Genomic DNA, 13432 nt, shown 5'->3' with positions numbered 1-13432 from the left:
TTTTTACTTTTTACTTTTTACTTTTTACTTTTTACTTTTTACTTTTTACTTTTTACTTTTTTTATCCATTATTCCCGCCAAACCTCGTAAATTTGCTATTCATTAATTTTTAAATATAAATTTTAAACCAATGTCAAGAATTCTTACCGGCATTCAAGCCACCGGAACACCCCATCTTGGAAACTTATTGGGAGCTATTATTCCTGCTATTGAACTATCCAAGCAGGAAGGAAACGAATCATTTTTATTTATTGCGAATCTTCATTCACTTACCCAGATTAAAGACGCGCAGACTTTAAGACAAAATACCTACGAAATAGCTGCGGCTTGGCTTGCTTGTGGATTAGATACCGAAAAAACATATTTCTACAGACAAAGTGATATCGCTGAAACCTGTGAACTTTCTTGGCATTTATCATGTTTTTTTCCTTATCAAAGATTAACCTTGGCTCATTCATTTAAAGATAAGGCAGACAGACTTCAGGATGTGAATGCAGGTTTGTTTACTTACCCTATTCTGATGGCTGCAGATATTTTACTGTATGATGCAGAGATTGTACCTGTAGGAAAGGATCAGCTTCAGCATCTGGAAATTGCAAGAGATGTAGCTTCCAGGTTTAACAACCAAATGGGAGAAGTTCTTGTATTACCACAAGCGGAACTTCAGCAGGATACGAAATATGTTCCCGGAACAGATGGGCAGAAAATGTCTAAATCAAGAGGAAATATCATCAATATTTTCTTACCTGAAAAGGAACTGAAAAAACAGGTAATGAGTATTGAGTCTGATTCGAAATCCCTAGAGGAACCCAAGGATCCTGAAACGGATAAAACGTTCCAGATTTATCAGCTTATTGCTACCCCTGAACAGACTGAAGAATTAAGAGCAAAATATCTTGCCGGAAACTTCGGATACGGGCATGCTAAAAAAGAACTTTTAGATCTTATCCTGGTACGTTTTGAGAAAGAAAGAGAAATGTTTGCTTATTATATGAACAATCTTGATGAACTTGAGACAAAACTTCAGCAAGGAGCTGAAAAAACAAGAACTATCGCGCTGGAAACGCTGAAAAGAGTAAGAACAAGCTTAGGATTTTAATTCTGAGTTTTAAACATAAGAAGAGGCTGTCTCAAAAGTCAAACAATCTGGCTTTTGTCATTCTGACGAAGGAAGAATCTCATTGATAACCAAACATATGAGATTCTTCACTACATTTCATTTCGTTCAGAATGACACTTTTGAGACAGCCTCTTTTCTATTGATGTAAATTGTTACTTTTAATGGGTATTATTCTTTGTCAGGATAAAGTAATGCATCTGATCTCCATATTCATAACTAACATCCCAGCCAGGATATTGTTTGATAATGGTCTTAATGATAGACAATCCCAATCCGGTAGAGGTATGATCTGATCCTTGTTTATAAAAACGGTTAAAGATTCTTGACTGATCTAAAGACACAGGATTTCCGCTGTTTTGAAATGCGATTCTGTTATTTTCAATGATAATGTTCAGAGTTCCTTCTTCGTTGTTGTATTTTACGGCATTTTTAAGAAGATTAGACAACAAAATATCGGCAAGATCCTGATTGAAATCTGCAACAAATTTTCCTTTCTCAATAAGATTGACCTCTACTTTTTTAAAGGCAATAAAATCTTCATAATTCTGAACCAATTGAGCGACCATCCCGTTAAAATCAACATCAGAGGTTTTATTAAACTGGCTGTTTTCAATTTTGGAAAGCATTAATAAAGATTTGTTTAAGCCTACCATTCTTCTCAGATCATTCTTCACTTCAGTAAGGAAGATAAGATTATTTTTATCAAGATCGTGATTCTGGATCATCAGATCAATTTTATTAATCACGATAGCCAAAGGAGTCTGAAGCTCATGAGAAGCGTTTTCAATAAACTGTTTTTGCTGATAGAAAACCAATTCATTACGTTCAATCATTTCATTGATTTCCACATTTAATTCTTCAAATTCGGTGATCTTATAATTCTGCTTTTCCTGAGAAAAAGGAATTCCAAACTGATATTTCTTAAGCTTATCCAAAATCAGATAGAATGGTCTCATAGCCTTATTAAGCAGATATCCGTTAACAGCTACAATACTTATCACCAAAAGGATATAAAGAACAATCAGGGCTGTTGTGAGATCGTAAATCAATTCATCCTCTTCTACCGTTGATGTTCTGATAACAAGCCGCTGATGACCTTTGAACTGATCAATAAAGTCGGCCTCAAGAACCCGGTAAGGCTGATCTTTGTCATCATACTCCATATAGTACATCTTATTGTAAAGCCTGCTTTTATTTTGATAATCTGCAGCTTTGATAGGATTGATTTTAAATTCATTGAATCCAAACTCATTATTCTTCAACAGCTGGGGATTAAGATAAACCGCTTTAATAATCTGAATTTTTCTATCTCTTAAACCGTCATCCACATTATCATGCACTTCATCCAGGATATAGGCATAAAAAAGACCTGCCCACACTGCTATAATAAACAGCAGGATCATGATCAGATATTTTATCGTGTAATATTTTAATGAGGTTTTCATCAGATGAATTTATATCCTATTCCGTATACGGCCTGGAAATCTGCTTCTGCATTGAGGGTTTTCAGTTTTTTACGAAGATTTTTGATCTGGGAATAAATAAAATCCAGACTGTCTGCCTGATCGATATAATCTCCCCAGATTGCTTCTGCCAAAGTTGTTTTCTGTAAGGTTTTCTCCGGATGAATGACAAAATAATACAGAAGGTCATATTCTTTTCGGTTAAGAACAAGCTCATCATTCCCCACTTTCACTGTTCTGTTTTCCGGATCAATGCTGATATTTTTGTAACGGATGATGTTTTCGCCATCCTGATTTTTTCTTCTGATCACAGATTTGATTCTTGCCATCAGCTCTGCAAGATGGAAAGGTTTTGCAAGATAATCATCTGCTCCTATTTCCAGTCCGGCCACCTTATCGTCCACAGAGTCTTTGGCTGAAAGAATGATTACAGGGTCTTTCTTATGCATTTTTTTGATCTCTCTCAGAAGATCTATTCCGTTTCCGTCAGGCAGCATAATATCCAGCAAAATACAATCGTATTCATAGGAAATAATTTTGTCCAGCCCTCCACTGTAATTCTCCGCATATTCTACAATGAAATGTTCTGCTTCCAGGAACTTCTGTACGGTATCTTTCAGTTCGGGTTCATCTTCTACTATTAAAATCTTCATATTCTGGATCTGTATATTTTGCTACTTCATTAATGTATATCAAATATATGAAATTAAAAGCTGGAAGAATTGAAGAGGGAAGCTGGAAATTCTTCACACTACATCAATCTATGCAGTTTCATTCACTTCCTTCTTCCAGCCTCCGGCTTCCTTGCTTAACAAAACGCCCATCCGCATCAAAAACAAGGCATAAGCCATTCATCAGATTGATTTTATAGGCATTATATTTTTTCTCAATAGAATCAATTACGCTACCAGGGCGATACTTTGTCATAAATGACACCATATTTTTTCAAATCTTATCAGAAGAAATCTTTCTTCCGTTACTGTTTATCAAATTCCTGTTGACGATATTATTAATATTTAGTGTTTGTATTCGGTTACGTGTTAATCATCGATTCTTTTAAAGTTCCCATTTCTGTCGAATTCAAGCTCCAATCCATTGGAAAGTTCCGCTTTATAAGACCATCTTTTCTTTTCGATCTTGATGATATAAGTATTAGGAAAATTCTTTGTGCTGTAATTTCTTATGGATGCAGGAATGAAGCCGTAAGGAATTTTCTGATGTTTTCCATCTACTTCTTTCCAGTTTCCGTTGCTGTCGAACTCTATTTTCATTCCATTAGTAAGGTATGCTTTGTACTCATCTACTCCATAGATTTCCCTGTCTTCGATGGCTGAGTTTACAGGGATACCTTTAAAATGAGCTGCAAGAAAGTTTTTAGCTGTTTTGGGTAACTGATTAGCATGGATTGCTCTGTCCTGTGCAGAAATTAAGCCCCCAATTAATAAAAAAACAATGATTAATACTCCTGTGATTTTCTTTACATTTTTCATACTATTACATTTTTCTGTTATTATTATGGAGCAAAGTTCATGATCAATTTGGGAAAGAATTGGGAAAAATGATTTTGGTGGAAAATATTTAATTTAACCACAGATTGACACAGATGATCGCAGATGCTTTTATTGATTTCTGCAGTGCATTGAAAACAGAAAAGCCACTAAGGTGGTCTTAGTGGCTTTTTATCAAATTTAATGATCTGATATTATAAATACTCTTTAATCTGCTGAAGATGGGTAATGGCTTTTAAACCTTCTTTCTGCTTATCTTCTTTATATACATCAAAGAAAATTGCATCCATTCCGAAATCCGTAGCTCCCATGGCGTCTGCAATCCAGTCGTCACCAATCAGGATACTTTCTTCCTTTTTTGCATCGGAAAGGCTTAGTGAGTATTCAAAGATTCTAGGATTAGGTTTTCTTACTCCTACAGCATCTGCACTGGTAATGGTTTTAAAATAAGGGGCAATTCCGGAAAGTGAACATTTTCTTTCTGTCACTTCCTGAAATCCGTTGGAAATAATATGTAATGTATAATTCTTAGCTTTCAGATATTCCAAAACATCTTCAGCTCCTTCCACCAATTCGTTATAACTCACAATATTATCAAGGAAATTTTCTTCAAAATAAAGGGCAAGCTCTTTATCATCTACTCCAAAATGTTTAAATGAATCATAAAAACGGTGTTCTCTCAGGTACTCTTTGCCGATAATACCGTCTCTGATCTTTTCCCACAACTCTTCGTTGATATCGTAATATACAGAGTGAAACTCTTCAAAATCTATATGATACTTTGAAGTAATTTCCTGTTTTTCAAAAAGATCTTTGATGGTAAGATAGGCATTTCTGCGGTGATCCCAGAGTGTATTATCCAGGTCAAAAAAAACGTGCTGCATTTTCATACAGCACAAAGTTAATAATTTTAATTTTTTGTAATAGGATAATTTTTGCTCTTGCTTTTCACAACCTCAAGGCTTTTAGAAAAATTAAGCAAAAAATCAATGGTTTGTTTCTTAGGTTTCAAAGTTTTCACTTTTAAGGAGTCATTTTTTTTCATAAGCGAAGTATGTTTTCCTTAAAACGTGAAATTTCAGTAAATATTATCTATCTGGTTAATATTATGTTGTTGTCATCCATGATTTTTCTCAGGTTTATGAGTGCATATCTTACTCTGCCCAAAGTTGTATTAATGCTCATCTCTGTATGATCTGCGATTTCTTTGAAACTCAGACCATCAAAAAATCTCAGTTTAATTACCTCCTGCTGGTTTTGTGGTAAAAACTGTAACATCCTCAGCAAATCTTCCTGGATCTGATTGGTTACCAGCTGATCTTCAATATTTTCTGAAGGCTCTCTGATCAAATCAAAAATAGAATACTCATCTGTTTCAAAAGTAGTTTCTGAAACTTTGATATTCTTTGCTTTTGATCTGAAATGATCAATGATTAAATTGTGAGAAATTCTTTTTGCCCAAAGAATAAATTTACCTTCTTCGTTATAGCGCCCTTCTTTTAGCATTACAATAATCTTCATGAATGTATCCTGAAAGATATCATTAGCCAAATCTTCATCATTAATTTTGTAAAAAATGAATGTAAACAGTTCTCTCTGATGTCGATGAATAAGGGTTGACAACGCACCCTCGTCTCCTTTTTGGTAAAGGGAAATTAGTAAACTATCCGATTTTGATTTCATAACTCTTCTCAATATAAATATTTGCAGACAGACATTCTACCAGATATTTCTTCTGGCCTTTGCTGTATAAACAAAACAGTTCTAGAGTAGAGTCTCTTCTATAGGCGTTAGTACAATTATTATGATGTAAATATAATAATTTTTTAATAACTGTTAACCTATTATTAAATTTTATAGAGAAAAATCTAAAAAAAATCACTTAAACATATCATGAATGAAGACTGTAGGAATATTTAATGTAAAATTAACATTAAGCCCTTTCATTTCTTTTCCGTTCAGCCGGGTGTTTCCTATAGGAAAAGCATATCCACCTGTAAGATCCAGCATCCCGAATAAAGTAACTCCTATCTTAGGGGCAACATATTTATTGGTTCCTTCCACTCCGGCTAAAAAGTAATATGAGTGATAGAAATCCACGTTCTTTTCAAAATTAAGAAGTACATCTGCCTGCAGTTTAGGCATAATAGCAAATTTAGAATCTACAGAACCCATCATTGCAGAACCTCCCAATCTGTAAATTACGTCATCATTTTTAAGAAAAAGCAATTTACCTCCTACTTCTCCGAAACTCTGGTTCTGGTAAGTATATCCCACACTAATCATTTTATGCATGGTATATTGAGCTTTTGCTACTGTACTTAGTACAAACAGTGACAGGGCGGCAGCTACAGTCCGAAAATTCATCATCTTTCTATATTATTAAAGTGTAAAATTAAAAAAAACTGCCTTATCCAGAGATAAAGCAGTTCATTTATTATGGTTTAAAGAGAAATTAAATTCCAAAAGCGGTTTTAATCTCCTCTACTTTGTCAAGTTTTTCCCAGGTAAAAAATTCAAGACCTTTCAATGTAAGTTCGTTTTTATGTCCTTTATTGAAAGTTTTATCAGCTATATAATGCTCTTTACCCATGTGTCCGTAAGAAGCTGTTTCCTGATAAATAGGGTTTCTTAATTTTAAGTTCTGTTCGATAGCATAAGGTCTTAAATCAAAAATAGCAGAAACTTTTTTAGCAATATCCCCATCATGAATATCCACTTTTGCCGTTCCGTAAGTATTGATATATAAACCACAAGGTTCAGCTACCCCAATGGCGTAAGAAACCTGCACTAAAACTTCATCCGCTACTCCCGCAGCTACTAAATTTTTAGCAATATGTCTTGTTGCATATGCAGCACTTCTGTCAACTTTAGAAGGATCTTTTCCAGAGAAAGCACCACCACCGTGAGCTCCTTTACCTCCGTATGTATCAACGATGATTTTTCTACCCGTAAGACCTGTATCTCCGTGAGGTCCTCCGATTACAAATTTCCCGGTAGGATTGATGTGATATTTGATCTGATCGTTAAATAAGGCTTTGATTTCTTCAGTTTGCTGTGCAACCACTCTTGGAACCAGAATATTTTTGATATCCTCACGGATTTTATTCAGCATTTCTTCTTCGCTTCCAAAGTCGTCATGTTGAGTAGAAACTACAATAGAATCAATTCTGATAGGCTTGTGATCATCAGAATACTCAATGGTTACCTGGCTTTTTGCATCCGGACGAAGATAAGTAATCTCCTTATTTTCTCTTCTGATAGCAGAAAGTTCTTTCAGAATCGTGTGGGCAAGATCCAATGCAAGAGGCATATAGTTAGCCGTCTCATTGGTAGCATACCCGAACATCATTCCCTGGTCTCCAGCTCCCTGTGCATTTGCTTTAGCCTCGAAAGACTCGTCATTTACCGCTCTGTCAACTCCCTGGTTGATATCAGGCGACTGTTCATGGATCGCAGAAATAACTCCGCAAGAATCTCCATTGAACATATACTCTCCTTTCGTGTATCCGATTCCGTTGATTACTTCTCTGGCAATAGTCTGTACAGCAAGGTAAGCATCTGATTTTACTTCTCCTGCCAATACCACCTGTCCGGTCGTTACAAGAGTTTCACATGCTACTTTTGAATCTTTATCATATGCTAAGAAATGGTCGATTAAAGCATCGGAAATTTGATCGGCAATTTTATCCGGATGTCCTTCTGAAACTGATTCAGATGTAAATAAATAAGACATATAATTCTTTTGTTTTTAAAGATTTAAATAGTGTTTGCGAAAAATATGAATGAAATTGCCCAGAAAAAAGAATACTGTTTTAGCATTTTTTTATAGAGGTTGCAATCAGGTCAAATTTTTCCTCGTAATAAACGTCAGCAAATTTAAGTACTATTTTCCTAATACTCAAAAATTTTGTTTATTAATTATACTTTTATTTAAATTGATGATTTCTATCACTTTAAAGCATTTCCATTACTGAGGCTTAATGCTTACAAATTCTTTCGGACTTTCGTGATAATTCAGCTTAAGTTCTAAAGAAGTTTTGATAGAGTGTGATAATTCATCAATAATTTTTTGTTTAAAAGTGGGTTTATAATAAATAATACTGATTTCTCTATAAGGGAAAGGCTTTTTGAATCTGAAAACATTTTTCTTCTGCTCTTCAGAAAGCTGGCTCAGCGCCAATTCCGGCAGAATACTGATTCCTCCTACTTTATCTACCATGTGTACCAACGTCTGGATATTGGAAGCTAAGAAATCCAGATTTTTAGGCTTCAGGGTATTTTCTTTCAGGTGGCAGATATTTTCAAACTGATTTCTCAGACAGTTTCCTTCTTCAAGCAGCCATACTTTCTCTACATTCAGATCTTCCGGAATGATGTAGGAATTCTTTTTATTAGCTTCAGTATTGGAGCTGTAAATCATCAGCTCTTCATTGAAAAGGAAATCCTGATAGAACTCATCAGCAGTATCGTAAGGAGTGGAAATAATTCCCGCATCCAACTCTCCTGCTTTTAAAGCTTTAATAATATTATCAGTTGTCATTTCTTTTACATTCATCTGAATCTTCGGATTATCCTCCAGAAATTTGAAAATCTCCGTTGGCAGAATGAAAGAAGAAACGGTAGGAATGATTCCCAGATTGATGGTACCTCCTAAAATATTATTCAAAAGGTTCGCTTTGTTCTTCAGCTCATTGACAGATTCGATAATTACCTTTGCCTGATCAATAATCTGAAGCCCTACATCCGTGGTACGAATCGGGTGAGTAGTTCTGTCGAAAACCTTTACATCCAGTTCATCTTCAAATTTCTGTATCATGGCACTTAACGTAGGTTGGGTAATAAAACACGCCTGAGCGGCCTTACCAAAATGTTTATACTTATCAACAGCGATAAGATACTCCAGTTGCTGAATGTTCATTTGATTAATATTATCTATTACAAAGATATAACGTTTTTGCTATTAGCAATTAAAAATTCAAGTAAATTTGATATTCACTACCTTTACATTTGGATTTAGAAAAAAGAAAAACATTTACAAATCATTAATAGATATGGATTCTAAAAAATTAACGTTAAGTAACGGATCACCTTATTATGAACATCAGGATTCACAGACGGTAGGACCAAGAGGACCGGTATTGCTGCAGGACTTTATTCTTCAGGAAAATCTTGCGCATTTCGTTAGGGAAAGAATTCCTGAAAGGATTGTGCATGCCAAAGGAAGCGGAGCGTACGGAACCTTCACCGTAACACATGACATCAGCCAGTACACGAAAGCAAAACTGTTTTCAAAAGTAGGGAACTCATGCAGAATGTTTGCAAGATTTTCTACAGTGGGAGGTGAAAAAGGAAGTGCAGATACTGCGAGAGACCCAAGAGGATTTGCCTTAAAATTTTACACTGAAGACGGGAACTGGGATCTTGTAGGAAACAATACTCCTGTATTCTTTATTAAGGATGCAAAAAAATTTCCGGATTTTATTCATACTCAGAAAAGAGTTCCGAAAACCAATTTAAAAAGCGCCACAATGATGTGGGATTTCTGGAGCCTAAACCCTGAATCACTTCATCAGGTTCTTATATTAATGTCAGACAGAGGAACTCCGTATGGCTACAGACATATGCATGGTTTCGGATCTCACACTTTCTCTATGATCAATGATAAAGATGAAAGAGTATGGGTGAAATTCCATTTTAAAACCAAGCAGGGAGTAAAAAACTTTACAGATGAAGAAGCGGTAAAAATGGCAGGAGAAAACCCGGACTTTGCACAGGAAGATCTTTGCAATGCTATTGAAAGCGGTAACTTCCCGAAATGGACATTATATATACAGATAATGACGGAGGAACAGGCAAAAGACTTCAGATGGAATCCGTTTGATGTAACCAAAGTATGGTTTCATGATAACTTCCCTCTGATTGAGGTAGGAGAAATGGAACTGAATGAAATACCCGTAAATTATTTTGCCCACGTGGAACAGTCTACCTTTTCACCAAGTAACTTAATTAACGGAATCAGTTTCTCACCGGACAAAATGCTTCAGGGAAGATTATTCTCATATCCTGACGCTCACCGTTACAGAGTAGGTGTCAATGCTCATCAGCTGGAAGTAAACAGATGTCCTTTTGCGGTGAACAATTACCAAAGAGATGGTTTTATGGCAGACTCAAGCCACTATCAGGATAAACCGAATTACCACCCGAACAGTTTTGATGACATCAAGCCGGATTCATCTTATAAAAACTACGAATATGAGCTAGACAGTGCTCATGTTGCCAGTTACAACAGAAATGACAACGACAGTGATCACTATACTCAACCGGGACTTTTATATTCAAAAGCAATGAATGCAGAGGAAAGAGATCATTTAATCAAAAATATTGTAGGCAGCATGAATGGTATAACCGGGCCGAAAAAAGACGAGATTATCAACCGGCAGCTATGTCACTTTTTCCGTGCTAACATTGAACTTGGCATGAAAGTGGCTTCTCAACTAAACGTCAATATTGATGCAAATATGATGAATCATTCCAAATAATCATTTTGAATGATAAATTAAAAAAAAGGAAAAAAAAAATAATATTTTTTCCTTTTTTTTGTAAAAAATTCATAATTTGCAAAGGATGATATTTTAAAGTGGAAAAATGAGTTACGAGAACATATTATTAAAAAAAGAAGATAAATTATCTATTATTACCATAAATAGACCTGAGAGTTTAAATGCTTTGAATGCAAAAACAATTCAGGAAATCAGTACCGCGCTTGATGAGCTTAACGCTGACACTTCATGCAGAGTAATTATTCTTACCGGAAGTGGCGAAAAATCTTTTGTCGCGGGAGCTGATATCAAGGAATTCAGTGACTTCGGACAGGAAAAAGCTGAAGAACTTGCAAGAAACGGACAAAATACATTGTTCAACAAAATTGAAAACATGTCTAAACCTGTCATAGCAGCCGTAAATGGTTTTGCATTAGGAGGAGGTTTAGAGCTTGCCATGGCATGCCACATCAGATATGCATCAGAGAATGCCAAATTAGGACTTCCTGAAGTAACTCTTGGATTAATTCCGGGATATGGAGGAACCCAGAGGCTTCCAAAGCTTGTAGGAAAAGGTATTGCCAATGAAATGATCTTCTCTGCCAAAATGATCCCTGCTCAAAAAGCAAAAGAGATCGGACTGGTAAATGAAGTATACCCTATAGAAGAATTATTAACCAAAACAAAAGAATTAGCAAATACGATTGCCAACAACTCACCGATGGCAATATCCAAGGCTATCAACGCCGTGAATTTATCTGACACGGAGAAAGGTTTTGAAACTGAAATCAAATATTTCGGAGAACTTTTTGAAATGGAAGATAAGAAAGAAGGAGTTACCGCGTTTCTAGAGAAGAGAAAGCCTAACTTCTAAATCTTTCTAAAAGATTTTAATCCAAATTATTTCGAAAAAAAACAATGCTGCGGTATGAATAAGTTTGATAAAGCTTATCTAAAAATGGCTCAGGAATGGGCAAAACTCTCCTACTGTAAGAGAAAACAGGTGGGGGCTCTTATCGTAAAAGATAGGATGATTATTTCAGATGGTTACAACGGAACTCCTTCGGGATTCGAAAACTGCTGTGAAGATGAAGAAGGAAAAACACACTGGTACGTATTGCATGCGGAGGCCAACGCTATATTAAAGCTGGCTGGCTCTACCCAATCTGCAAAAGGAGCAACGTTATATTTAACGCTCTCTCCCTGTAAAGAATGCAGCAAACTGATTCTGCAGGCAGGGATTACGAGACTGGTGTATATTAATGAGTATTCGGATGACGATGGAATATCGTTTCTGAGAAACCATAACATTGAAATAGAACAAATATCGGACTGTGAACTAAAAAAATAAGCACAAATGACTTGGGATGAAAAGATCAAAGATTTTGAAATATTTCTTCGTTTCGAAAGAAATTTTTCAGAAAACACACTCGACGCCTACGTTCGGGACATTAAGAAACTAAAAGATTACGCAGAAGAGGATCTGGAAAACGTCGGTCCAGACTCCATCGGTTACGAAAACCTGCAGGAATACATTTTCAATCTTTCCAAACAGAAATTCAGTGAGAGATCACAGGCAAGGTGGATATCTTCCATTAAAGCTTTCTTTAAATTTCTGCTTGAAGATGAATATCGTGAAGACAATCCTGCGGCGTTACTTGAAGGCCCTAAACTGGGATTATATTTACCTGATACATTAAGCCTCACTGATATTAACAAAATTATTGCGGCTATTGAGGTGAATACAGATATCGGGAAAAGAAACCACTCCATTATAGAGGTACTATATGGGTGCGGACTTCGGGTTTCCGAACTGATAGATCTTAAGATCTCCAATATCAACTTTAAAGAGCAATACATCAAGGTACACGGAAAAGGAAACAAAACCCGTTTTGTCCCTTTAGCTGATTATACCGCAGATTTGCTTGAAAGTTATATCAAAGAGGTACGTTCTAAAGGCAAAATCAATAAAAAATATGAAGATACTCTGTTTTTGAACAGCCGTGGGACATCTATGTCCAGAGTAATCGTATTTCTTATTATTAAAGAACTTACAGATAAAGCAGGGGTTAATAAAAAAATATCACCACACACCTTCAGACATTCATTTGCGACCCATTTATTACAGAATGGAGCAGATTTACGTTATATTCAGGAGATGCTGGGACATTCCAGTATCACAACAACGGAAATCTACACACATCTGAAAACAGAAGAATTAAGGGATGTTATTTTGAGTTATCACCCGAGAAATATTAATATTACTCAATGAAACTATTGAAATATTGCCCAAGCTGTGGCAAAGAGTCCTTACACTGGGATGGTGAAAAGAAATGGAGCTGTCCGGAATGCGGGTTTACTCTGTACAATAATGTGGCGGGCGCTGTAGCGGTTGTCATCAGATGTGGAGACGAAATTTATCTTACCAGAAGAAACAGAGATCCTAAAAAAGGGAAGCTGGATCTTGCGGGAGGATTTGTCGACCCTAAAGAAAGTGCGGAAGAAACCTGTAAAAGAGAACTTTTTGAAGAACTTCAGCTTGATATCGATATTTCTAATCTGAAATACCTTACGAGCCTTCCCAACATCTATCAATACAAAGAAATTGATTACAATACAATTGATCTCTTTTATGAATACAATGTTTCGGAAAAGTTTGAGGTAAGTCTTGAAATCTCCGAGATCTCGGAAGCGGTCTGGATTCCTTTACGGGATCTGGATCTTGAAGATATCGCTTTCGATTCTCAGAAGATATTTTTCGAGAGCTATGTAAAGAAATAATTTTTGTAAAATATTCTC

General features: G+C 35.7%; 15 protein-coding genes. 6 read left to right on the top strand and 9 right to left on the bottom strand.

The genetic code is table 11. From position 1 onward, the window contains the following. Positions 1–130 precede the first annotated feature (130 nt). A complete protein-coding gene (gene trpS / locus C8D70_RS13740; RefSeq protein WP_076595462.1) occupies positions 131–1099 on the top strand; it encodes a tryptophan--tRNA ligase in 969 nt (322 codons plus the stop codon). A 179-nt stretch (positions 1100–1278) separates the two neighbouring features. Here the strand turns inward: trpS and C8D70_RS13735 are convergent, their stop codons facing one another. From C8D70_RS13735 to C8D70_RS13700, 9 genes are all read right to left on the bottom strand, one after another. Continuing rightward, positions 1279–2565 carry a sensor histidine kinase gene (locus tag C8D70_RS13735; protein ID WP_110367673.1) on the bottom strand — a complete coding sequence of 429 codons (1287 nt, stop codon included), beginning with the start codon at positions 2563–2565 and terminating at the stop codon, positions 1279–1281. Beyond that, positions 2565–3236 (bottom strand): response regulator transcription factor, encoded by a 672-nt coding sequence (locus C8D70_RS13730; RefSeq protein WP_076595460.1) that lies wholly within the window; start codon positions 3234–3236, stop codon positions 2565–2567. The genes C8D70_RS13735 and C8D70_RS13730 overlap by 1 nt, the downstream gene beginning before the upstream one ends. 118 nt (positions 3237–3354) lie before the next feature. After that, complete coding sequence (locus C8D70_RS20850; RefSeq protein ID WP_181416132.1) at positions 3355–3510, bottom strand: hypothetical protein; 156 nt, start codon at positions 3508–3510, stop codon at positions 3355–3357. A 113-nt stretch (positions 3511–3623) separates the two neighbouring features. Next, positions 3624–4073: a PepSY-like domain-containing protein gene (locus C8D70_RS13725; RefSeq protein WP_110367672.1), complete on the bottom strand. Its 450-nt coding sequence runs from the start codon at positions 4071–4073 to the stop codon at positions 3624–3626. Positions 4074–4285: 212 nt separating this feature from the next. Beyond that, positions 4286–4981 carry a YjjG family noncanonical pyrimidine nucleotidase gene (locus C8D70_RS13720; RefSeq protein ID WP_110367671.1) on the bottom strand — a complete coding sequence of 232 codons (696 nt, stop codon included), beginning with the start codon at positions 4979–4981 and terminating at the stop codon, positions 4286–4288. Positions 4982–5183: 202 nt separating this feature from the next. Further along, complete coding sequence (locus C8D70_RS13715; protein WP_076595456.1) at positions 5184–5774, bottom strand: RNA polymerase sigma factor; 591 nt, start codon at positions 5772–5774, stop codon at positions 5184–5186. A gap of 195 nt (positions 5775–5969) precedes the next feature. After that, complete coding sequence (locus C8D70_RS13710) at positions 5970–6461, bottom strand: hypothetical protein (RefSeq protein WP_076595455.1); 492 nt, start codon at positions 6459–6461, stop codon at positions 5970–5972. Between the two features lie 85 nt (positions 6462–6546). Next, the gene (metK, locus tag C8D70_RS13705) at positions 6547–7827 is read right to left on the bottom strand and encodes a methionine adenosyltransferase (protein ID WP_110367670.1); all 1281 of its coding nucleotides are present in this window, start codon (positions 7825–7827) and stop codon (positions 6547–6549) included. A gap of 234 nt (positions 7828–8061) precedes the next feature. Continuing rightward, on the bottom strand, positions 8062–9012 hold the full coding sequence (locus tag C8D70_RS13700; RefSeq protein ID WP_047428937.1) for a LysR substrate-binding domain-containing protein: 951 nt from the start codon (positions 9010–9012) through the stop codon (positions 8062–8064). 133 nt (positions 9013–9145) lie between these two features. On the opposite strand from C8D70_RS13700, the gene C8D70_RS13695 reads away from it, so the two are divergent. The 5 genes from C8D70_RS13695 (at position 9146) to C8D70_RS13675 (ending at position 13414) form a co-directional block, all read left to right on the top strand. Continuing rightward, positions 9146–10633 carry a catalase gene (locus C8D70_RS13695; protein ID WP_110367669.1) on the top strand — a complete coding sequence of 496 codons (1488 nt, stop codon included), beginning with the start codon at positions 9146–9148 and terminating at the stop codon, positions 10631–10633. 106 nt (positions 10634–10739) lie between these two features. Further along, positions 10740–11507 carry an enoyl-CoA hydratase/isomerase family protein gene (locus C8D70_RS13690; RefSeq protein ID WP_076595452.1) on the top strand — a complete coding sequence of 256 codons (768 nt, stop codon included), beginning with the start codon at positions 10740–10742 and terminating at the stop codon, positions 11505–11507. A gap of 54 nt (positions 11508–11561) precedes the next feature. Beyond that, a complete protein-coding gene (locus C8D70_RS13685; protein ID WP_076595451.1) occupies positions 11562–11984 on the top strand; it encodes a deoxycytidylate deaminase in 423 nt (140 codons plus the stop codon). Between the two features lie 6 nt (positions 11985–11990). Further along, positions 11991–12905: a site-specific tyrosine recombinase XerD gene (xerD, locus tag C8D70_RS13680; RefSeq protein WP_076595450.1), complete on the top strand. Its 915-nt coding sequence runs from the start codon at positions 11991–11993 to the stop codon at positions 12903–12905. Continuing rightward, the gene (locus C8D70_RS13675; protein WP_110367668.1) at positions 12902–13414 is read left to right on the top strand and encodes an NUDIX hydrolase; all 513 of its coding nucleotides are present in this window, start codon (positions 12902–12904) and stop codon (positions 13412–13414) included. Before xerD ends, C8D70_RS13675 begins: the two co-directional genes overlap by 4 nt. Positions 13415–13432: the final 18 nt, after the last annotated feature.

The sequence above is a fragment of the Chryseobacterium sp. CBTAP 102 genome (assembly GCF_003201365.1).
GTDB lineage: Bacteria > Bacteroidota > Bacteroidia > Flavobacteriales > Weeksellaceae > Chryseobacterium > Chryseobacterium candidae.
This window is presented reverse-complemented; position numbering and strand designations above follow the sequence as displayed.